Raw genomic sequence first — 20,965 nt, 5'->3', positions numbered from 1 at the left:
GCCCCCCGCCCGCAGGTGCCCGCATGATCCCGCCCTTGCCCGACCTGATCCTTGAACCGCTCGTCCGCGCCGCGCTGCTGGAGGATCTGGGCCGCATGGGCGATGTCACCTGCCGCGCGGTGATCCCGCCGGGGACCACCTGCACCGCCCATCTGCGCGCCCGGCAGGCGGGCCGGCTGTCGGGGCTGGCGGTCGCGGCGCTGGCCTTCCGGCTGGTCGATCCGGGCCTTGCGATCCGGCCCCTTGCCGCCGACGGGACCCCCTGCGCCGCCGGGCAGACCCTGCTGAGCGTCACGGGCGAGACCGCCGCGATCCTGGCGGCCGAGCGCGTCGCGCTGAACTTTGCCGCGCGGCTGTCGGGGATCGCCACGCTGACCGCCGGATTCGTCGCCGAAACGCGCGGCACCGCCACGCGCATCACCTGCTCGCGCAAGACCACGCCGGGGCTGCGCATGGTCGAGAAACTGGCCGTCCTGCATGGCGGCGGCTCCAGCCACCGCTTCGATCTGTCCGACGCGATCCTGATCAAGGACAACCACATCGCCGCGGGTGGCGGGCTCGACCGGGTCCTGCCCGCCGCCCGCGCCGCCGTCTCGCACATGATGAAGATCGAGGTCGAGGTCGATACGCTGGACCAGCTCGACACCGTCCTTCGGATCGGCGGGGCGGATGTCGTGCTGCTGGACAACATGACCACCGACCAGCTTGCCGAGGCGGTGCGCCGCGTCGAGGGGCGCCTGGTGACCGAGGCATCGGGCAACATGCGGCTCGACCGCATCGCCGAGGTCGCGGCAACCGGGGTCGACTACATCTCGTCCGGCGCGCTGACCCATTCGGCCCCGGCGCTGGATCTGGGGCTGGACATCGACGCCCAGTCTGGGCCGACCGGGTCCTGACAGGGGCGCGCCTCAGCGCGCGAGAAACCCCCTGACCTCGGCGCTGCTGACGACATGGCAGTAGATCATGTTGATGACGGCCAGCTCATGGCGGTGCAGCTCGTCGGTTGCCGCCGCACAGCAATCCTCGACCACCACGACGTCGAAGCTTTCATCGGCCAGGCTGCGCACGCTGGAACTGACGCATTGATCTGTGAAGATGCCCGCCACGATCACATGCCGGATGCCCATGTTGTGCAGGATCATGCGCAGGTTGGTCCCCGTAAGCGCGCTGTCGGTGGTCTTGGTGACCACGATCTCGTCCGCCCGCGGGCCGACCGCGTCCACGATCTGGCTGTCCGCGCGGTCCTTGGGCAGAAGCAGGTAGTTGAAGCCCGGTTTCTTCTGCGATAGCGAGCGGTCGCGCCCGTCCTCCTTGAGGCAGGCGATGCGGGCATGGATCACCTCGATACCCGCGTCCCGCGCCCAGTCCTGCAGCGCGCGGGTGTTGGGGATCACCACCTCGCGCATCCGGTCGAAGAAGGGCTGCCAGCGGGTGTTTTCCCCGGGCGTGTCCTTCGGCTCCAGATAGGTGTTCTGGATGTCGATCACCAGCAGCACGGTCTCGGCGGGTGGAAGGACGATGTCCTCGGGCGCGTCGGCGGTTTCGTAGTAGAACGAGCGAAAGGCGGTCTTCCAGCTCATGGGATCCTCCTGAAAGGGCGGCGGTCAGGCCGCGCGGGACCGGGCGGGGCGCGCGACCCAGTGGCCGGGCGCGATTTCGTGCATCTCGCTGCGCGCAGGGGGCTGGCCCAGCGGCCGGACGGGCGAGCCGACCTCGCCCTCGCGCGGAAGGACAGGCGGGCGCACATGCTCGGGGTCGGGCACCGGCACGGCGGACAGCAGGCGGCGTGTATAGGGATGCGCGGGCGCGCGCAGCACCTGCTCGCGGCTTCCGGTCTCGACGATCTGGCCCAGGTTCATCACCGCCACGCGGTCGGCCACCTGTTCGATCACCGCCATGTCGTGCGAGATGAAGAGGTAGGCCAGCCCCTCCTCCTGCTGCAATTCGCGCAGAAGCTCCAGCACCTGCGCCTGCACCGAGACGTCCAGCGCCGAGACGCTTTCGTCGGCGACGATGACCTTGGGCCGCAGCGCCAGCGCGCGGGCGATGCAGATGCGCTGGCGCTGTCCGCCGGAAAACTCGTGCGGGTAGCGGTCCATCTGGTCGGGGGTCAGGCCCACGCGGCGGAACAGCCAGGCGACGCGGTCGGTCAATTCGCTGCCGGTGGCGAGCCCATGCACCAGAAGCGGCTCGGCCACCTGCCGGCCCACGGTCATGCGCGCATCCAGCGAGGCGCCGGGGTCCTGGAACACCATCTGGATGTTGCGCCGGATCGGCTTCAGCCCCCTGGGCGAGAGCCCGGCCATCTGCCGCCCGTCGATGCGGATGCTGCCCTCCCACGGCACGAGGCCCAAGAGCGCCTTGCCGATGGTGGACTTCCCGCAGCCGGATTCGCCCACCAGCGCCAGCGTCTCGCCCGGCGCGACGCGGAAGCTGACGCCTTCCACCGCGTGGACCTGCGCCCGAACGCGGTTCAGCACGCCGCCCCGCATCGGGAACCGCACGCTCAGGTCGGCCACGTCCACCACGTCGCGGGTGCGGTCGGGCACGGGGCGGGCGGGCGCCTGGCCAAGGCGCGGCACGGCGGCCAGCAATTCGCGGGCATAGGCGGTCTGCGGCGCGGCAAACAGCGTGCGCACCGGCGCGGCCTCTGCCTGGCGGCCGTGGCGCATGACGATCACCCGGTCGGCCATTTCGGCGACCACGCCCATGTCATGGGTAATCATCAGGACGGTGGTGCCATGCTCGCGCTGCAAGGCCCGGATCAGTTCCAGCACCTCGGCCTGCACGGTCACGTCCAGCGCGGTGGTGGGTTCATCGGCGATCAGGATCTCGGGGTTGCAGGCCAGCGCGATGGCGATCATCACGCGCTGGCGCATGCCGCCCGACAATTCATGCGGATATTGTTTCAGCCGCCGCTCGGCATCGGTGATCTGCACGTCGCGCAGCAGGTCCAGCGCGCGGGCAGGGGCCTCGGCGCGGGGGCAGGCGCGGTGTTCCAGAAGCACCTCGGTCAGTTGCCGCCCGATCGTCATCACCGGGTTGAGCGAGGTCATCGGCTCCTGGAAGATCATGGAGATCCGGTTGGCGCGGATGTCGCGGAAATCGCGCTCGCTGCGTCCGGCCAGTTCGGTGCCGTCCGCCAGCCGGATCGAGCCCCTTGCGATCCGCGCCATGGGCTGGGGCAAAAGCCCCATGATCGCCAGCGCCGTCATCGACTTGCCCGAGCCGGATTCGCCCGCCAGGCACAGCGTCTCGCCCCGGTTCAGGGTGAAGCCCAGGTCCTCGACCACGATCTGCGCGCCGTCGGGGGTGGCGACCTGGATCGTCAGCCCCTCGACGGTCAGGACCGGGCGCGGCGCGTCCCCGCGCCCGGGCGTTGCGGCCTGTGCGGTCATTCGAAGACGATCCGCGGCAGGTAGAAGGACACAACCCAGTTCGGCATGTCCACGATCTCGGAGATCCGCAGGTCGCCGCAGACCGAACACAGCATGTAGGCCTGAACAGGCGACAGCTTGTGCTGCGCGCAGATCAGGTCGACCATGGCAGCCAGCGCGTCGCGCGCCCCGGTCATCAGGTCGGGGCCGATGCCGGTCGTCACCTCGTAGCCGCTGGCATCCAGATGCCGCGTCACCGGCCCCGGCGTGGTGAAGCGCGGGAATTTCAGCGGCTGGTCCTTGATGAGATCGAGCGTCAGCGAGACGTTCATCGGGCTTTCGATCGCGGTGCCGCACACCTCGCCATCGCCCTGGGCCGCGTGGGTGTCGCCGATGGAAAACAGCGCCCCTTCGACCTCGACGGGCAGGTAAAGGGTCGTGCCCGCGGCAAGGTCGCGGATGTCCATGTTGCCGCCCATCCGCCTTGGCGGCACCACGGAATGATGCCCCGCCTCGGCCGGGGCAAGGCCGATGGTCCCGGCAAAGGGTTTCAGCGGCACGCGCGCCACGTCGCAGTAAAGCGCGGGGGCCAGCGTGTCGGCATCATAGGACCAGATGTTCAGCGCCGCTTCGGGGAACTGGTCGGCCAGAAGCCCGAAGCCCGGGATGTTCGCCGTCCAGCCCCAGCCCGACGGCGCGAAGCCGTCGATGGTGATCTTCAGCACGTCGCCCGGTCTGGCCCCGTCCACATAGACGGGGCCGGTGACCGGGTTGACCCTTTCGAAGGACAGGCTGGCCAGATCGGCGGCGCTGCTGCCCTGCGTGAGTTGCCCGCCCGAGGCATCGACGCATTCGAAATGCACCGATTCCCCGGGCGCCACGGTGGCGACGGGGGGGATCGAACGATCCCACCCGAAATGATGATGACGACCGTGGATCGTGTGATTGCAGTTATTGCACATCGGTCGAATACACGAAGTCGTAGTTCACCGGCACATGGACCGGATCGACGAAGATCGCGTCGGGGCCGCCCAGACGGGCCGAGCGCATGGTGAAGCGCTGTTCGTTGAACACCGGCACCCAGGGCGCATCCTCCATGATCTTGAGGTAGATGTCGCGCCAGGCGGCCTCGCGAGCCTCGGCCTCGGCGGGGTCGGTCATCGCGTCGGCGGCATTGGCCGCTGCGTCCAGGTCCTCGTTGCAGTACCACGACCAGTTCCAGCCGCCCTGCACCGCGCCATCGCAGCCCAGGATCGGCCCGTAGAAGTTGGACGGGTCGGGGAAATCGGCGATCCAGGCCATGCCGCCCGACCAGATCATCGGCGCCTGGTCCGGCTCGCCGCCCGCGGCGATCACGTTGGCCTGTGCGAGGCTGCGGATTTCCGCCCGGATGCCGATGGCCGCCAGATCCTGCTGGAAGCTTTGCGCGATGCGCGGGTTCGGGTCGGTGTTGAAGACGTAAAGCTCGGTCTCGAACCCGTCGGGGAAGCCCGCCTCGGCCAGCAGCACCTTGGCCGCCTCGGGGTCGTAGGCATAGCCCTCGTAATCGGGCGCATAGCCCGGCATCGTGGGCGGCAGCGGCTGGTTGGCGGGCACCGCGCGGCCGTTGATGATGCGCACGGCGCGGTCCTTGTTGATCGCCATGTTCACCGCCTGACGCACCTTGACGTTGTCGAAGGGCGCCATGTTGACGTTCATGGTGATATAGCCGGTATGCAACTGCCCGCCCTCGATCACCAGATCCTTGAAGGCCGGATCCTGCGTCACCTCGAGGAACTTGGCGGGCGGGATGCCGTCGCCGGGGATGTCGGCCTGCCCCTGTTGCAGCCGCAGAAGCGCCACGATGGGTTCCAGCCCGATCTCGAAGGTGATCTTGTCGAGCTTGGGCAGCCCCTCGTTCCAGTAGTCGGTATTGCGGGCGAATGTCAGCGACTGGCCCAGCGTCCAGTTTTCAAGATAGAAGGCGCCGGTGCCGACCGGGTTCTTGCCGAAATCCTCGCCATATTGCTCGACCACCTCTTTCGGCACGATGGACGAGAAGTTGATCGCCATCACATGCAGGAAGGTGGCGTCGGGGCGCGAGAGCTTGATCTCGACCGTGTAGGGGTCGATCACGGTCACGCCCGACAGGCTGTCGGCCTCGCCTGCGGCCATCGCGTCATAGCCTTCGATCGAGCCGAAGAAGCCGGCGCCGGGGCTTTGCGTCGCGGGATTGGTCACCCGGTCCAGCGAATATTTCACGTCCTCGGCCGTCATCTCGCGGCCATTGTGGAACTTGACGCCCTGGCGCAGCGTGAAGGTATAGGTCATCCCGTCATCCGAGATGGTGTAATCCTCGGCCAGGTCCTTTTTCAGTTCGGTGGTGCCGGGCTCGTAATCCATCAGCCCGTCGAACAGCGACTTGATCATCGACCAGTTCTGCCAGTCATAGCCGATGGCCGGATCAAGGGTGGAGACGTCGTCCTTGTAGGTGACGATCATCGCGCCGCCCTGCTTGGCATCCAGGAAATCCTGCGCCTGAACCGGGCCGAAACCCGTTCCCAGCGCCAGAATGCTTGTGGCAAGCGTCTTTTTCATGGGTCTTCCTCTCCTGTTGGTTATTTGAGCTTGATCCGCGGGTCCACCAGCGGCGCGATCAGGTCCGCCAGAAGGTTGCCCAGCACGATGAAACAGGCCGAAACCAGCGTGACCCCCATGATGATGGGAATGTCCACGCGCTGGATCGCCTGCCAGGCCAGCTGGCCGATACCGGGCCAGCCGAACACGCTTTCGACGACGACGATGCCTGACATGAAGAGGCCGATGTCGATGCCGATCATCGCGATGACGGGCAGGATCGCGTTGGGCGCGACATGGCGCAGGATGATGCGCAGCTTGCCCAGCCCCTTGGCCCGCGCGGTGCGCACGAAATCCTGCGCCAGAACGTCGATCATGGAACTGCGCATCATGCGCGAATACCAGCCCGTGCCCAGAAGCCCGATGGTGATCGCGGGCAGCACCAGATGGGCAAATGTGCCGTAGCCGCCGATGGGAAACCAGTTCAGTTGCACCGCGAAGACATAGAGCAGCAGGATGCCCACCACGAATTGCGGCGCCGAGATGGTGACGAAGGAAAACACCATCAGCGACTGGTCCAGCGCCGAATTGCGCCGGAGCGCGGCAATGACGCCGATGGTCAGCCCGAGGATCAGTTCCACCACGATGGCCGCACCCATCAGCAGGAGCGTGGCCGGCATCCGCGCGGCGATCAGTTCCGACACCTCTGTGCGCTGCAGGTAGGACCGGCCCAGATCGCCCTGCAGCAGGTTGCCGAGATAGCGGACATACTGGACGTGGAACGGTTGATCGAGGCCCAGTTGCGCTCGGATGTTGGCCACCGTCTCGGCGGTGGCGGACCGGCCCGCGATCTGGCGCGCGGGATCGGCGGGCACGAGGTAGAGCAGGGCAAATGTCACCACGCTGATCCCCAGCAGGATCAGCAGCGACTCGCCCAGCCGGCGGACGACATAGGCCCACATCAGTGCCGCCCCTTCAGCCGCGGGTCGAGCGTGTCGCGCAACGCGTCGCCCAACAGGTTGAAGGCCAGCGCCAGCAGCACGATGGCAAGGCCGGGAAAGAACACCAGCCAGGGTGCGTTGGCGAAATAGGTCTGGTTCTCGTAGATGATGTTGCCCCAGGACGGGGTGGGCGGCTGCACGCCGACGCCCAGGTAGCTGAGCGTCGCCTCCAGCAGCACGGTGGTCGAGATCCCCAGCGTGCCGAAGACGATGATCGAATAGACCAGATGCGGCAGGATGTGGCGGCCGAGGATGCGGAATGTGGACGAGCCCATCGCGCGCTGCACCTCGATGAACTCGCGCTGCGCCAGGCTGCGGGTCTCGGTATAGATCACGCGGGCCATCTGGACCCAGTTCACCATCGCGATCACCATCGCCACGATCAGCAGCGAGGGCTTGAAGATCGCGGCCAGCACGATGGCCAGCAACAGCGCGGGAAAGGCCATCATCAGGTCGGTAAACCGCATCAGGATGCCGCCGATCCAGCCGCCGAAATACCCCGCCGTGATGCCCACCGTCGCGCCCAGCAGCACCGCGATGCCGTTGGCCAGCACCCCGATGATCAGCGAGGTCTGCGCGCCCAGGATCAGCCGCGAGAACAGGTCGCGCCCCAGCAGGTCGGTGCCCAGCCAGAATTCCGACGATGGTGGCAGCGGCGCGCCCTCCAGGCTGAGGCCGTCGAACATCTGGTCGTTCGGGTCATAGGGCATCAGCCAGGGCGCGAAGACCGCCGCGCCCACCATCGTCAGGATCACGATAAGTCCAAAGGCGGACCGGGGCCGCCGCAACAGCGCGACCAGAACCGAGCCCTGGCGCCGGGGCGGCGTCGCGGCCGTGGCGTCGGTCATCGCGTCGTCCCGGCCCGGCGGCCGCGCCGGTCGTTGAGGTAACGCGCCGCGGCATCCTCCAGCGCCAGCCGCTCGACCATGGCAAAGGCCCGCAACTGCCGGAGCGCGGCCAGCTCGTCCACGCCCTCGGCCTGCATGATCGCCAGCACCGCCCGCACCAGCACGTCGCGCATCCCGGCGCGGCGGGCGGTTTCGGCCTCGCGGCGCCGCACGCGCAGGCGCTCGGCCGACTTGGCGGCGGCGATCACCAGCGTCGAGTAGACCAGCCCCAGCGCCGCCTGCGACAGGAAGGCATCGCAATTCTGCCCCAGCGCCCAGGCCAGCCGCCCCGGGCTTTCCGAGCGCACCAGCCCGATCAGCGGGATCGGCGCGGTTCCCGGTTCCCACGGGATCTGGTCGTCATGGCCCATGTCCACGTCGACGAACAGGAAATCCGCCGCGCTCACCGCGGCGCTTGCGGGCCAGTCGGCAGACGCCTCCACCCCCAGCGCGGCAAGACGCGCGATCAGTTCGGCCCGGACGCTCTCGGCCGGGTGCAGCACGACGGCGCGGCGGCCGGCAAAGTTCAGATCAAGTCGCGATGTCATGACACGATCCTCAGATTTGGCGTTGCACGGGGCGGCACGGGCGCGCGGACCCGCGCAAGATAGGGGTCCGGGGCCAGCGCGATCTTGGGGTCGTCCACGATCCGGAACCGCCCCGACTCGGCCATGGCAAGGCGCGGGATCAGGCTGGTGTGGCGCGTGACCGGGTCGATCGTCACCGGCCCCAGAACCGTGTCCTCGGGGCTGCCCGCCACCGCCTCGAACACCGCGCGCGGATCGTCATGCCCGGCGCGCTCCAGCCCGCGGGCCAGCAGGTGCACCGCCGTATAGGCCGTGGCAAAGTTGCAGGATGCGCGGTAGGACGCCCCGTAATGCCCGGCGATGCGGTTGCGGAACGCGACCGTGGACAGATCGTCCAGCGTCTCGAACCAGGCCCCGATCGACAGCATCCCGTCCGCCGCAGGGCCCAGGATGTCCAGATCGGCCTCGGTCTGGTTGGCGCTGATCACCAGCGGCCGCCCCCCCGGCAGATCCAGCCGCGACAGCGCCTGCATGAAGGCATGGCTCGACGGCCCGATCAGGCTGTTGACGATCAGATCGGGTTGCTGCGCCGCGATTTCCTCGATCAGATGCCCGCAATCGGTATCGCCAAGCGGCAGATAGCGTTCGCTCGTGACCTCGCCCCCCTGCCCACCGGCGAACCATTCCCGCGCGACGCGCAGCGTCTCCCAGCCCCAGACATAGTTCGACCCGACGAGAAAGGCCCGCCGATGCCCCTTGCGCAGCACATGGTCGATCAGCGGCACCAGATGCTGGTTCGGACAGGCGCCGAGATAGACGACATGATCGTTGCACTCGAACCCCTCATAGGGGCAGGGATACCACAGCAGCGCGCCATGCCGCTCCATCACCGGGATCATGTCCTTGCGCGACCATGACGTGATGCCGCCCACGATATGCCGCAGATCGCCCCGGCCCAGCAGCTCGGCCGCCAGCCTTTCGTAATCCGCCGGAACGCCCCGCGGATCCGCGCAGACCGGCACAAGCGTCAGGCCATTGCGCGCATTGACCTCGGCGACCGCCATCAACGCGCCGTCAAGCGCGCTGCGGCCGAGCGCCGAATAGGGGCCGGTCGTCGAGAAGAGCAATCCGATCCGTGCCGTTGCCACTGAACCCGTTCCTTTCCGTGCCGGGCCGAACGAAAAAAGCCCCAGTCCCCCACGCAGGGGGCCGGGGCCCGATTGCCGACCAGAAACCTTTCCCCGACTTCACCACATGATCCACATGCGGGCAAGCGGGACAATCGGCCGGACCCCCCAGGTCAGCGATTCTGCCCGATTCTTGCGCGCCTTGATCAATCATGCGGCAGCGCGTCGCGCCCGGGAATGGCCCTTTTGCCGCGTCGACCGCCCCCGCGCCCCGCGGTGCCGGTCTCCGCTTGCGTTGACTCGCGGGGCGGGACGCATAGCTTCAAGCTCGAAAAGGTCGCCGGAGGGTCGAACATGTGCCAGCTCTGTCACTCTGCCGATCCGGCAGATCGCGCGCCCGTCGATATCTGCCATTGCGGCGCGCCCGGGACGCAGGCCGCCTTTGCCCGGATCGAGGCGGACATCACCCGGCGCCGGATGATCGGCGGCACGGCGGCCGTGCTGGGCATGTTCGCGGGCTTCGGCCTCGCCCCGCGCGAGATCCGCGCCCAGACGCCCGGCCGCCCGCTGCTGCTGACCAATCTGCGCCTCTTCGACGGCGAGACGCTGGCGCTGCGCGAAGGCGTCGACATCCTGATCGCGGGCGAGCGGATCGCCGCCCTGCCGCCGACCGGCCAGGGCCCGCAGGAGGCAGAGCGGATCGACTGCGGCGGGCGCGCAGTCATCCCCGGCCTGATCGACGCGCATTGGCATGCGACGCTGGTCGCGGTCAGCCAGATCGTGGCGCTGACGCAGGATATCGGCTTCGTTCACCTGATGGCCGGGCGCGAGGCGGGCGCCACGCTGATGCGCGGCTTCACCACCGTGCGCGATGTCGGCGGTCCCGCCTTCGGGCTGAAGATGGCGATCGACCGCGGCGTGGTGGCCGGGCCGCGCATCTTCCCCTCGGGCGCGATGATCTCGCAGACCGCCGGGCATGGCGATTTCCGCCTGCTGAACGAGTTGCCGCGCTTTCCCGACACGCCCGCGAACTACATCGAACGGCAGGGTGTCGCGCAGATCGCCGACGGCGCCGACATGGTCCTGCGCGCCGCGCGCGAACAGCTGATGAAGGGGGCGAGCCAGCTCAAGATCATGGCGGGCGGCGGGGTCGCCTCGCTTTACGATCCGCTGGACGCCACGCAATATACCGAACGCGAGATGCGCGCCGCGGTCGAGGCGGCCGAGGATTGGGGCACCTATGTCTGCGCCCATGTCTACACCTCGACCGGCATCCGGCGGGCCATCGCCGCCGGCGTGAAATCCATCGAGCACGGCCAGCTGGCAGACGAGGACACCGTGCGCATGATGGCCGACAATGGCGTCTGGTGGTCGATCCAGCCCTTCCTCGCCGACGAGGATTCCAACGCCTATACCGACCCCCGCCAGATCGCCAAGCAGCAGCAGGTCGCCGAGGGCACGGTGCGCGCCTTCGATCTGGCGCGCAAGCATGGCGTGAATGTCGCCTTCGGCACCGACATCCTGTTCAACGCGCAGGGCGGCGCGTTGCAGGGCCGCAACCTGGCCAAGTTCGCCCGCTTCATGTCGCCGCTCGAAGCCCTGCACAAGGCCACCGGCGCGGCGGGCGCGCTGCTGGCCCTGTCGGGCGACCGCGCGCCCTATGCCGGGGCCCTGGGCGTGATCCGCGAGGATGCGCTGGCCGATCTGCTGGTGATCGAGGGCGATCCGGAAACCGATCTCGCCTGGCTCGAAACCCCCGAAACCTCGCTGCGCCTGATCCTCAAGGGCGGGCGGATCGTCAAGGATACGCTGGCCTGATCGCGAAACGGGCGGGGCAGGGGGCGCGGGCGGCAAACGCATCGACGCGACCATGAGCGGCCCGCTTTCCGGCGTCGCCCGGCGATTCCGGGCACGCGCGCTCACAGACCGGCGGCAAGTTCCTCTTGCCCGATCTCCAGCAAGGGGCGGACATGCGGCACGAAGGAGCGCCAGACATCCATCCGGAACGCCTCTGGGCCGTCGCGCCACAGCACCACGGTCGCGCTGTCGAACAGCGTGCGCACCCCGCGCCCCGGCTCCAGCCGGTCCAGATCGCGCGGGCAGCCGATGGACAGAAGCGTCGCCGCCGCTGGCCCCGCGATCCGCAGGCTGATCTCGCGATCCGAGATGTCGGTCAGGCTGTGCGGCGCGCGTGCATAGATCGCGGCCAGATCGGCGGCGATCCGGTCGCGCGCGTCCTCGGGCGCGGTCAGAACCCATTCGTCGGGACCAAGGCAGAGCGCGGTCAGATCGCCCCTGTCGGCGCGCTCGCCGATGCGGCCCGGCAGCGTCAGCCCCAGCGCCTTGCCCACCGCCGCGACGCCCTTGTCGCGCACCCGCAGGGAAAACCGCGCGACCGGGGCCAGTTCCTCGACCGTGACTTGCATGGGATATCCTTTCTTCACAGCTTCAGCCGGGCGCCATCGGGGTCGTAGAACGCCGTTCCGGTGATCCGCGCGCGATGCGTGCGCCCCGGCATCGGGACATGGACCACCTCGCCGATGCGGGAATGGCCGTTCTCGATCAGCGCCATGGCGATGGACCGCCCCAGCGTGGCCGAGCGGTAGGAGGACGTCACATGCCCCACCATCCGCATCGGCAGCGGCTGATCGGGGTCGTCCACGATCTGCGCGCCTTCCTCCAGCCTCACGTCGTCCTCCTCGGTCAGCAGCCCGACCAGCTGCTTGCGCCCCGGCGCCACCATGTCGGGCCGGGACAGCGAGCGTTTGCCGACGAAATCGGGCTTGGCCTTGCCGATGGCCCAGCCCAGCCCCGCATCCTCGGGCGTCACCGTGCCGTCGGTGTCCTGCCCCACGATGATGAAGCCCTTTTCGGCGCGCAGGACATGCATCGTCTCGGTGCCATAGGGGCAGATGTCAAAGGGCGCACCGGCCGCCATCAGCGCCCGCCACAGATCCGCGCCATGCCGCGCGGGCACGTTGATCTCGAAGCCCAGCTCGCCCGTGAAACTCAGCCGGAACAGCCGCGCGGGGATGCCCGCGACACGGCATTCGGCGACCGACATATGCGGGAAGGCGTCGGCCGAGATATCCAGCCCCTCGACCAGCGGTTCCAGCACCTTGCGCGCATTCGGCCCGTTCAGCGCCGCGACCGCCCAGTGTTCGGTGGTCGAGGTCAGCCAGACCCGCAGATCGGGCCATTCGGTCTGAAGGTAATCCTCCATCATCGTCAGCACCCGCGCCGCCCCGCCAGTGGTCGTGGTGACATGGAAGAGATCGTCCGCGAGGCGCCCGATCACGCCATCGTCACGGATGAACCCGTCCTCGCCCAGCAGCAGGCCGTAGCGCGTCCGCCCCGGCGCCAGCTTGGTCCAGGGGTTGGTATACATGCGGTTCATGAACTCGACCGCATCGGGGCCCGCCACCTCGATCTTGCCCAGCGTCGAGGCATCGAAGATCCCGACCGAGGCCCGCGTCGCCAGACATTCCCGCGCCACGGCCGCCTCCATGTCCTCGCCCGGGCGAGGGAAATACCAGGCGCGGCGCCATTGCGCGACCGGCTCGAACACCGCGCCGTGTTCCTCGGCCCAGGGGTCGATGGGGGTCTTGCGCGTCAGTTCGAAATGGCTGCCCCGGTGATAGCCCGCCAGCGCGCCGAATGTCGTGGGCGTGTAGGGCGGGCGGAAGGTGGTCAGCCCCACCTGCGGCGGTGCCTTGCCCAGCGTGTCGGCCGCGATCATCAGCCCGTTGATGTTCGACAGCTTGCCCTGATCGGTCGCCATGCCGGTCGTGGTGTAGCGCTTGACATGCTCGATGGATTTCATCCCCTCGCGCACGGCAAGGCGGATATCCTTGGCGGTCACGTCGTTCTGGAAATCGACGAAGGCGCGGGCAAGGCTCGGGGCAAGGTCGCTGGGCAATTCGCGCAGCGCCTCGCCGCTGCCCGTGCGGTCATGGGCCACCGCGGGCGCCGCCCCGGCCGCCGCGCGCCCCAGCGCGCTGGCCGCGGCCACCCCGGCGGCATCGCCATCGGCCAGCACGGCGCCATAGCCCCACAGCCCCTTGCCCGCGCCCGCCACATGGCAATCCTCGATGGTCTCGCCGGGTAGATAGGTCTGCGCCGCCTCGTCCCAGATCAGGCTGCCCTTCGTGTGCGAGAACAGGTGCAGCGAGGGCGTCCAGCCGCCCGACATCAGCAGGCAGTCACAGGCAATGGCCCGCCCGCCCGCAACCTGCCCGTCCCGAACCCGGTTCACCCGGACCGACCGGATGCGCAGCCGCCCTGTCGTCGCCGTCACGCTATGGCCTGCCAGCACCTCGATCCCGCGCCTCCGCGCCTGGTCCAGCAGCGCGGCGGGCGGGGCATCGCGCGTGTCCACCAGAACCGCGATCCGCACCCCCGCATCGGCCAGGTCGAAGGCCGCGAAATACGCGCTGTCATGCGCGGTGACGACCGCCGCCCGCCTGCCCACCAGCACGCCAAAGCGGTGCAGATAGGTCTGCGCCGCCCCCGCCAGCATCACGCCCGGCCGGTCATTGCCGTCAAAGACCAGCGGCTTTTCGATCGCGCCCTGCGCCAGCACCACCCGCGCCGCCCGCACCCGCCACAGCCGTTCGCGCGGCGCGTTCTCGGGCGGGCTGTCCAGATGGTCGGTCACCCGCTCGCACAGCCCGATCATGTTCTGATGATAATACCCGATGGCCGTGGTCCGGCACATCAGCCGCACGCCAAGCGCGCGCAGTTCGTCCAGTGTCGCCGCCAGCCAGTCCCAGGCCGGGCGCCCCTCGATCACCACGCCCGGATCGGACAGAAGCGCACCGCCCATCTCGGCATGTTCGTCCACCAGCGTCACCCGCAGCCCCGCGCGCGCCGCCGCGCGCGCCGCCGCCAGCCCCGCAGGCCCCGCGCCGACCACCAGCAGATCGGCATGCAGGTAGCGCGAGGCATAGCGGTCCGGATCAGGCTCGCTCGGCGCCCGGCCCAGCCCCGCGGCGGCGCGGATCACCGGCTCGTAGACCCGGTCCCAGAAGGCGCGCGGCCACATGAAGGTCTTGTAATAGAACCCCGCCGAGAACAGCGGATATGCTAGGTCATTGACCGCACCCAGATCGAAGCCCAGCCCCGGCCACTTGTTCTGGCTTTCCGCCACCAGCCCCGCGCGCAGCTCCTGCATGGTGGCGCGCGTGTTCGGCTCGAACCGGCCCTTGCCGCGCGACGTGCCGATCAGCGCGTTCGGCTCCTCCGACCCGGCGGTGACGGCGCCGCGCGGGCGGTGATACTTGAAGGACCGCCCCATCAGATGCACGCCATTCGCCAGCAGCGCCGAGGCGACGGTATCCCCGCGCAGCCCGGTATAGCTGCGCCCGTCGAAGCTGAACCGGACCGGCGCGGCGTGATCCACGCGGCCCTTGCCCGGAATGCGATAGCGGCTCATTCGGCGCCCTCCTTGGCGGGCAGGGCGGGGCGCGCTTCGCCCGCCTTGTAGGTCATCAGAAAGCGGTCGCTGACCGTGTCGCGGATGGCGTTGAAGAAGCGCCCGCAGCCATGGACATGGCGCCAGCGTTCGTAATGCGGACCCTTCGCATTGGTGCGGATGAACAGGAAATCGCGCCATTCCTCGTCGCTGGTCGCCATCGGATCGGCGGGGCGCGCGATATGGGCCTCGCCGGCATAGGCGAACTCGGCCTCGGGCAGGGTCTCGTCGCAATAGGGGCAATGGATCAGCAGCATGGGTCTGTCCTCAATGTGCGACGGCCGCGGCCGCCGCCTCGTCGATCAGCCGGCCGGTGGTGAACCGCTCCAGCGTGAAGGGCGCGTTGATCGGGTGCGGCGCGTCCTTCGCCACGGTCCAGGCCAGCAGATGCCCCGCCCCCGGCGTCGCCTTGAACCCGCCAGTGCCCCAGCCGCAATTGACGTAAAGCCCCTTCACGGGCAGCTTGCCGAGGATGGGCGAGCGGTCCGGCGTCACGTCCACGATGCCGCCCCATTTGCGCAGCATCCGCATCCGGTTGAAGATCGGGAACACCTCGCAGATCGCGGCCAGCGTATGCTCGATCAGCGGCAGGCCGCCCCTCTGGGAATAGCTCGTATACTGGTCGGTGCCCGAGCCGATCACCAGCTCGCCCTTGTCGGACTGGCTGATATAGGCATGCACCGTGTTCGACATCACCACGCAGGGGAAACAGGGCTTGACCGGCTCGCTGACCAGCGCCTGCAACGGATAGCTTTCCAGCGGCATGCGGATCCCTGCGCTGTCCATCAGCACGCTGGTATGCCCCGCCGCCGACACCGCGACCTTCTTCGCGCGGATGAAACCGCGGGCGGTCTCGACCCCCTCGACCGCGCCATCCGCCCCGCGCCGGATCGCGGTCACCGGGCAGTTCTGGATGATGTCCACGCCGCGCGCCGCCGCCGCCCGCGCATAGCCCCAGGCCACCGCGTCATGCCGCGCCGTGCCCGCCCGCATCTGCAACGCCGCCCCCAGCACCGGATAACGCGCCTTGGGCGAGATGTTCAGCGGCGGACAGAACACCTTGGCCTCGCCCGGTGTCAGCCAAGCATTGTCCACCCCGTTCAGCCGGTTGGCATGGATGTGGCGCTGGAAGCTGTGGATGTCATGGACATTATGCGCCAGCATCATCACGCCCCGGCGCGAGAACATGACGTTGTAGTTCAGCTCCTGGCTCAGCCCCTCCCACAGGTCCACCGCGTGATCGTAAAGCCGCGCGCTTTCGTCATAGAGGTAGTTCGACCGGATGATCGTGGTATTCCGGCCCGTGTTGCCGCCGCCCAGCCAGCCCTTGTCGATCACCGCGACATTGGTGATGCCGTGTTCCTTGGCCAGGTAATAGGCCGCCCCCAGCCCGTGCCCGCCCGCGCCGACGATCACCACGTCATATTCCGCCCTGGGCTGGCTGTCGGGCCATTGCTCGCCCCAGCCCTTCTGGCCGGTCAGCGCGTTCTTCAACAGCGACATCGCAGAGAAACGGGTCATGGCGCACTCCTCGGGGGGCCTCATTCCGCAATGGCCGACCGTCGCAGAAACCGGCGTGAAATCACAGTAGGAATGCGTCAGAACCGCATTATGATCGCGTCATGGCCAGACCCCTTGCCCCCGCGCCGCCCTTTCGCCCGCGCCTGCGCGTGGGCTTCGTTCTGGCGCGGCGCTTCACGCTGTCGGCCTTCGCGAATTTCGTGGACGTGCTGCGCCTTGCCGCGGACGAGGGCGACCGCTCGCGCCCGATCCATTGCAGCTGGAAGGTGCTGTCGGCGACGATGGACCCCGTCCGGTCAAGCTGCGGCATCGCGATCGGCCCGGACGAGGCCCTGGGCGATCCGGCGCGCTTCGATTACATCGTGGTGGTTGGCGGCCTGATCGACGAGATCGAGCGGCTGGAGCCTGCCTATACCGCCTTCCTGCGCCGCGCCGCCGAGGCACGGATACCGCTGGTCGGCGTGTGCACCGGCGCCTTCGTGCTGCACCGGGCCGGGCTGATGCAGGGCTATCGCTGCTGCGTCAGCTGGTTTCACCATGACGATTTCCTGGAACAGTTCGACGGGCTGGTGCCGGTCTCCGACCGCATATTCGTGGTGGATCGCGACCGGCTGACCTGTTCGGGCGGGGCCAGTTCGGCGCATCTGGCCGCCTTTCTGGTCGAACGCCATATCGGTCGGGCCGCCGCGCAAAAAAGCCTGCGCATCATGATCATCCCCGAGGAAAGGGCCGGGGACGATCCGCAGCCGGGCCTGCCGCTCGACCTGAAGACCCGCGATCCGCTGGTGCGCAAGGCGCTGCTGCACATCCAGCAGAACCTTGACGCCCCGCCCGGCGTGGCCGAGGTCGCGGCGCGCCTGGGCGTCAGCCGCCGCAAGCTGGAACGCCATTTCCGCGAGGCTCTGGACCAGACCCCCAACGCCGCCTTCCTGCGGGTGCGGCTGGCGCAGGTGCGCCTTCTGCTCGACCGCTCGGACCGCTCCGTGACGCAGATCGCCGCCGCCACCGGGTTCTGCGACGCCTCGCACCTGATCCGGGCCTTCCGGCAGGCCGAGGGCGTCACCCCCGCCGCATGGCGGGGCAGGGGCGGGGCCGCTCAGTCCCTCGACCGCTCCACATAGGTATTGTCGGCGGTGTTGATCACGATCCGCGTGCCCACGTCGATATGCGGCGGCACCATCACCCGGACGCCGATATTGGTCATCGCGGGCTTGTAGCTGGAGGACGCGGTCTGCCCCTTGACCACCGGCTCGGTCTCGATGACCTCGACCACCATCTTCTGCGGCAGCTCGATCGCGATCGGGTTGTCCTCGAAGGTCTGCAGGAACACCCGCATTCCCGGCGACAGATAGGCCGCGGAATCGCCGATCACGTCGGGGCTGGCCACGACCTGATCGAAGGTTTCGGGGTTCATGAAATGATAGCCCTCGCCATCGTCATACAGGAAATCGTATTCCCGTTCGTCGACATTGGCCTTTTCCACCTGCTCGGTGGTCTTCCAGCGTTCGGTGGTCTTCACCCCGTCCGAGATCCGGCGCATGTCGACGGATGTCGTCGGCGTGCCCTTGCCGGGGTGGAAGTTCTCGGCCTTGAGAACGACATAGAGCTGGCCATCCTTTTCGACGACATTGCCCTTGCGGAGCGAGGAGGCGATGACTTTCACTGGGCGGGTTCCTTGTGGACAGGCGTTGCGCGCGTTAAGCGCCGGATCGGACAGGCCCCTAGCCGAACTTGGCGCGAAATTCCAGACGAAAGGCGCAGATCGTGACCCAGACCCCGTGGTGGCACCCCGACCGGCATGCCGACCGCCGCCCCGCGCTGCTGGCCCGCAACCGCATCCAGGCCGCGATCCGGGGCTGGCTGGAGGGGGAGGGCTTCACCGAGGTCGACCCCGCCGCGCTGGCCGTCAGCCCGGGAAACGAGGCGCATCTGCACGCCTTTGCGACCGACGCCATCGGCAATGACGGGGTGGCGCGGCGGATGTATCTGCATACCTCGCCCGAATTCGCGATGAAGAAACTGCTGGCGGCGGGCGAGACGCGGATCGCCGCCTTTGCCCATGTCTGGCGCAACCGCGAAAGCGGCCCGCGCCACAGCCCCGAATTCACCATGCTGGAATGGTATCGCGCGCATGAGGAATACGCCGTCCTGATGGACGATACCGCCGCGATGCTGCGGCTGGCCTGCCAGGCGGCGGGCACGACCCTTCTTCGCCACGGCGATGCCGACTGCGACCCGTTCCAGCCCTATGAGCGGCTTTCGGTCGCCGAAGCCTTCGCGCGCCATGCCGGGATCGACCTGCTGGCCACGATCCGGCCCGATGGCACGACCGACCGCGACGCTCTGGCGGCGCAGGCCACGGGCGCCGGGATCGGGCTGGCCGGGGATGACACCTGGTCCGACATCCTCAGCCGCGTCCTGGTCGCCCGGGTCGAGCCGCATCTGGGCATGGGCCGCGTGACCATCCTGGACCGCTACCCCGCCGCCGAGGCCGCCCTTGCCCGCACCTGCCCCGACGACCCGCGCGAGGCCGAGCGCTTCGAGGTCTATGCCTGCGGCGTGGAACTGGCCAACGGCTTCGGCGAGCTGACCGACCCCGCCGAACAGCGCCGCCGTTTTGCCGCCGAGATGGACGAGAAACAGCGCGTCTACGGCGAACGCTATCCGCTGGACGAGGATTTCCTGGCCGCGCTGGCGCTGATGCCGCCCGCCTCGGGCATCGCGCTGGGATTCGACCGGCTGGCCATGCTGGCCACCGCCGCCCCGCGCATCGAGGATGTCCTCTGGACCCCGCCCGGCTGAGGCGCGCGCCGCGCGGTCCTACCGGGTCCGAAGGTCGGGAAGGGCCGCGCGCAGTCGTTCCCTGTCGGGCCAGAAGTCCGATGAAAGTCCGATGAAAGTCCGACGGTTTTCCGATTTTGCGCGGCCCCGCCCGGATCAGGAATCTCCCGCCGGGCGAAGCTCCTCCGGCACCAGGGCAGGGGGCAGGAGACCCCCGACGGGATCGGCCAGGATCTCGGCGACGACCTGGTCGCGCGCCGCGTCATCCCCCGCCAGAACGACAATACGGGACAGCACGGCCTCGCACCGGTCGGCGTCTATCAGCCCGGCAGCATTGAGTTTTTTCAGCTCCGCCGCCACCTCGCCCGCATATTCCCCGAAACCCAGCGCCGCCAGCGCGCCGCCGGAGGCCATGTCCTCGCGGGCGGCATGGGCAAAGGCGAAGAGCACGACCTGGCTCAGCGCCTCGCCCGCCGTCTCGCCGCGCGCAATCCGGTCGCCGACCAGCGCCTCACCGGCAAAGGTCAGCTCCATCCCGAGGCCCGCCAGCACGTCGCGCAGCCCCTCCATGACCTCCGGCTCGACCCCGTGCGACAGCGACACGCCCCCCGCGGAAACCGGCGCCCCGCCCAGATCCTCGGTAAACGCCGCCAAATTCCTGCGATCCGGCCGCGCTGCCCGCGCAGGCCCCCCGACCGCGCGCGCCGCCTTGGCCGGGGCGGTGTCCTCGACGGGCGAATGCCCTGTTTTCAGAGGGTTGGCAGGCGGCGCCGCCACGGGGTCCGGGCCTGCCGGATCCGGTTCAGGCTCGCCGATCCCGGCGGCAGGCGGCTCCACGACAGGCGCAATCGACCCGGACGCCCCCATTTCGGGTTCGGCCGCCGGGTCGGTTTCCGCCGCGGCGGCCAGCCCGGACGGCGTCAGCCTGAACAGCAGCGCAGGCCGCGCCCCGAACACCCGGGCCAGCAGGAGCGGGCGGCGATGAATTTCCTCGATCAGCCCGCGATCCACCAGCGAGGCGAGCGGTCTTGCAACCTCCAGCCCGCGCCCCCGGGCCATGACGGAGAGCCTGTCGCGGTCCACCCCACCGCGCTTGTCGTCGATCTCGCGGATGACGGTCAGCAGAGCCCGTTCGGCCCGGTCAAGCGGCTTGTCCTTCATGATCGCCTCTCAGGAAATGGCGCTTGCGACGTGGCAGATCGAAGAGAGGCCGTCAATCTGCACGATCGGCGCGCGACGTCGGAGCAGGTCACGCAGGCACCATGCGCGGGATCCGCCCGGCAAATGATGGCCTGTTCCTTCCGGGTCGTACGGACGCCCGTGTATGACCGACGACCCGGGGGTCGTCGCCGCGCGGTCCAATCGGGCCTTCGACAGGCGTCCCTGAAACACCGGGGCCCACAGGGATCGCCCTGCCACGGCGGGGTTGTCCGTGCTGCCGGTGAACCCCGGGCGGCCTCATGCCTGTCACAACCCGATCCCGCCGCACGGACGGCGCGTTTGCCCCTGCCCCGGATGGTCGGGACAGAAATTTTGTCCCTCGGCAAAAAAACCTCTTGCGACTCTCTTCGGTGCTGACTAGATACCTCCCTCACCGGCGGCGCTGAGGTGGCGTTGGTGGTCTGGACGGGTTGTGAGACTGGTCTGGGTTTTGACAATCGGGGATGATTGCTGGCGGGTGGCGCTGTTTAGGGATGGCGCACCGTTTGGTTTTT

Annotated in this window: 18 protein-coding genes; 4 read left to right on the top strand and 14 right to left on the bottom strand. The window is 68.6% G+C overall.

From position 1 onward, the window contains the following. Positions 1 to 23: 23 nt before the first annotated feature. Entirely contained in the window at positions 24 to 896 is an 873-nt protein-coding gene (gene nadC / locus NHN26_RS14155; protein WP_253090056.1) for a carboxylating nicotinate-nucleotide diphosphorylase, read from the top strand. Between the two features lie 12 nt (positions 897 to 908). Here nadC and NHN26_RS14150 read toward each other — a convergent pair whose 3' ends face one another. The 8 genes from NHN26_RS14150 to NHN26_RS14115 are packed head-to-tail and all read right to left on the bottom strand — an operon-like array spanning position 909 to position 9,496. Further along, entirely contained in the window at positions 909 to 1,580 is a 672-nt protein-coding gene (locus tag NHN26_RS14150; RefSeq protein ID WP_253090055.1) for a cysteine hydrolase family protein, read from the bottom strand. 24 nt (positions 1,581 to 1,604) lie between these two features. Continuing rightward, positions 1,605 to 3,398 (bottom strand): ABC transporter ATP-binding protein, encoded by a 1,794-nt coding sequence (locus tag NHN26_RS14145; protein ID WP_253090054.1) that lies wholly within the window; start codon positions 3,396 to 3,398, stop codon positions 1,605 to 1,607. Continuing rightward, on the bottom strand, positions 3,395 to 4,339 hold the full coding sequence (locus NHN26_RS14140) for an acetamidase/formamidase family protein (RefSeq protein ID WP_253090053.1): 945 nt from the start codon (positions 4,337 to 4,339) through the stop codon (positions 3,395 to 3,397). The genes NHN26_RS14145 and NHN26_RS14140 overlap by 4 nt, the downstream gene beginning before the upstream one ends. Beyond that, entirely contained in the window at positions 4,329 to 5,954 is a 1,626-nt protein-coding gene (locus NHN26_RS14135) for an ABC transporter substrate-binding protein (protein WP_253090052.1), read from the bottom strand. The genes NHN26_RS14140 and NHN26_RS14135 overlap by 11 nt, the downstream gene beginning before the upstream one ends. Positions 5,955 to 5,974: 20 nt before the next feature. Next, complete coding sequence (locus NHN26_RS14130) at positions 5,975 to 6,895, bottom strand: ABC transporter permease (protein ID WP_253090051.1); 921 nt, start codon at positions 6,893 to 6,895, stop codon at positions 5,975 to 5,977. Next, positions 6,895 to 7,782, bottom strand: coding sequence for an ABC transporter permease (locus NHN26_RS14125; RefSeq protein ID WP_253090050.1), 888 nt, complete (start codon positions 7,780 to 7,782; stop codon positions 6,895 to 6,897). Before NHN26_RS14125 ends, NHN26_RS14130 begins: the two co-directional genes overlap by 1 nt. After that, positions 7,779 to 8,369, bottom strand: coding sequence for an ANTAR domain-containing protein (locus NHN26_RS14120; protein ID WP_253090049.1), 591 nt, complete (start codon positions 8,367 to 8,369; stop codon positions 7,779 to 7,781). The genes NHN26_RS14125 and NHN26_RS14120 overlap by 4 nt, the downstream gene beginning before the upstream one ends. Then, positions 8,366 to 9,496 carry a transporter substrate-binding protein gene (locus tag NHN26_RS14115; RefSeq protein ID WP_253090048.1) on the bottom strand — a complete coding sequence of 377 codons (1,131 nt, stop codon included), beginning with the start codon at positions 9,494 to 9,496 and terminating at the stop codon, positions 8,366 to 8,368. Before NHN26_RS14115 ends, NHN26_RS14120 begins: the two co-directional genes overlap by 4 nt. Positions 9,497 to 9,829: 333 nt before the next feature. Here NHN26_RS14115 and NHN26_RS14110 point away from each other — a divergent pair, with 333 nt between their 5' ends. Continuing rightward, positions 9,830 to 11,293, top strand: a complete 1,464-nt coding sequence (locus tag NHN26_RS14110; RefSeq protein WP_253090047.1) for a metal-dependent hydrolase family protein — start codon at positions 9,830 to 9,832, stop codon at positions 11,291 to 11,293. 101 nt (positions 11,294 to 11,394) lie between these two features. Here NHN26_RS14110 and NHN26_RS14105 read toward each other — a convergent pair whose 3' ends face one another. Genes NHN26_RS14105 through NHN26_RS14090 form a run of 4 tightly spaced genes read right to left on the bottom strand, consistent with a single transcriptional unit; the run spans position 11,395 to position 16,469 of the window. Continuing rightward, positions 11,395 to 11,901 carry a sarcosine oxidase subunit gamma gene (locus NHN26_RS14105; protein ID WP_253090046.1) on the bottom strand — a complete coding sequence of 169 codons (507 nt, stop codon included), beginning with the start codon at positions 11,899 to 11,901 and terminating at the stop codon, positions 11,395 to 11,397. A 14-nt stretch (positions 11,902 to 11,915) separates the two neighbouring features. Continuing rightward, positions 11,916 to 14,909 (bottom strand): sarcosine oxidase subunit alpha, encoded by a 2,994-nt coding sequence (locus NHN26_RS14100; protein ID WP_253090045.1) that lies wholly within the window; start codon positions 14,907 to 14,909, stop codon positions 11,916 to 11,918. Further along, positions 14,906 to 15,205 (bottom strand): sarcosine oxidase subunit delta, encoded by a 300-nt coding sequence (locus NHN26_RS14095; protein WP_253090044.1) that lies wholly within the window; start codon positions 15,203 to 15,205, stop codon positions 14,906 to 14,908. The genes NHN26_RS14100 and NHN26_RS14095 overlap by 4 nt, the downstream gene beginning before the upstream one ends. A 10-nt stretch (positions 15,206 to 15,215) precedes the next feature. Continuing rightward, positions 15,216 to 16,469 carry a sarcosine oxidase subunit beta family protein gene (locus NHN26_RS14090; RefSeq protein WP_253090043.1) on the bottom strand — a complete coding sequence of 418 codons (1,254 nt, stop codon included), beginning with the start codon at positions 16,467 to 16,469 and terminating at the stop codon, positions 15,216 to 15,218. A 101-nt stretch (positions 16,470 to 16,570) separates the two neighbouring features. On the opposite strand from NHN26_RS14090, the gene NHN26_RS14085 reads away from it, so the two are divergent. Next, the gene (locus tag NHN26_RS14085) at positions 16,571 to 17,590 is read left to right on the top strand and encodes a GlxA family transcriptional regulator (RefSeq protein ID WP_253090042.1); all 1,020 of its coding nucleotides are present in this window, start codon (positions 16,571 to 16,573) and stop codon (positions 17,588 to 17,590) included. Here NHN26_RS14085 and efp read toward each other — a convergent pair. Then, positions 17,566 to 18,132 carry an elongation factor P gene (efp, locus tag NHN26_RS14080; protein WP_253090041.1) on the bottom strand — a complete coding sequence of 189 codons (567 nt, stop codon included), beginning with the start codon at positions 18,130 to 18,132 and terminating at the stop codon, positions 17,566 to 17,568. The two genes, NHN26_RS14085 and efp, sit on opposite strands and share 25 nt — an antisense overlap. 101 nt (positions 18,133 to 18,233) lie before the next feature. On the opposite strand from efp, the gene epmA reads away from it, so the two are divergent. Beyond that, positions 18,234 to 19,271 (top strand): EF-P lysine aminoacylase EpmA, encoded by a 1,038-nt coding sequence (gene epmA / locus NHN26_RS14075; RefSeq protein ID WP_253090040.1) that lies wholly within the window; start codon positions 18,234 to 18,236, stop codon positions 19,269 to 19,271. A gap of 135 nt (positions 19,272 to 19,406) precedes the next feature. Here epmA and NHN26_RS14070 read toward each other — a convergent pair whose 3' ends face one another. Further along, positions 19,407 to 20,411 carry a hypothetical protein gene (locus NHN26_RS14070; RefSeq protein ID WP_253090039.1) on the bottom strand — a complete coding sequence of 335 codons (1,005 nt, stop codon included), beginning with the start codon at positions 20,409 to 20,411 and terminating at the stop codon, positions 19,407 to 19,409. Positions 20,412 to 20,965: the final 554 nt, after the last annotated feature.

The sequence above is a fragment of the Rhodovulum tesquicola genome, from assembly GCF_024128855.1.
Taxonomy (GTDB): Bacteria; Pseudomonadota; Alphaproteobacteria; order Rhodobacterales; family Rhodobacteraceae; genus Rhodovulum; species Rhodovulum tesquicola.
This window is presented reverse-complemented; position numbering and strand designations above follow the sequence as displayed.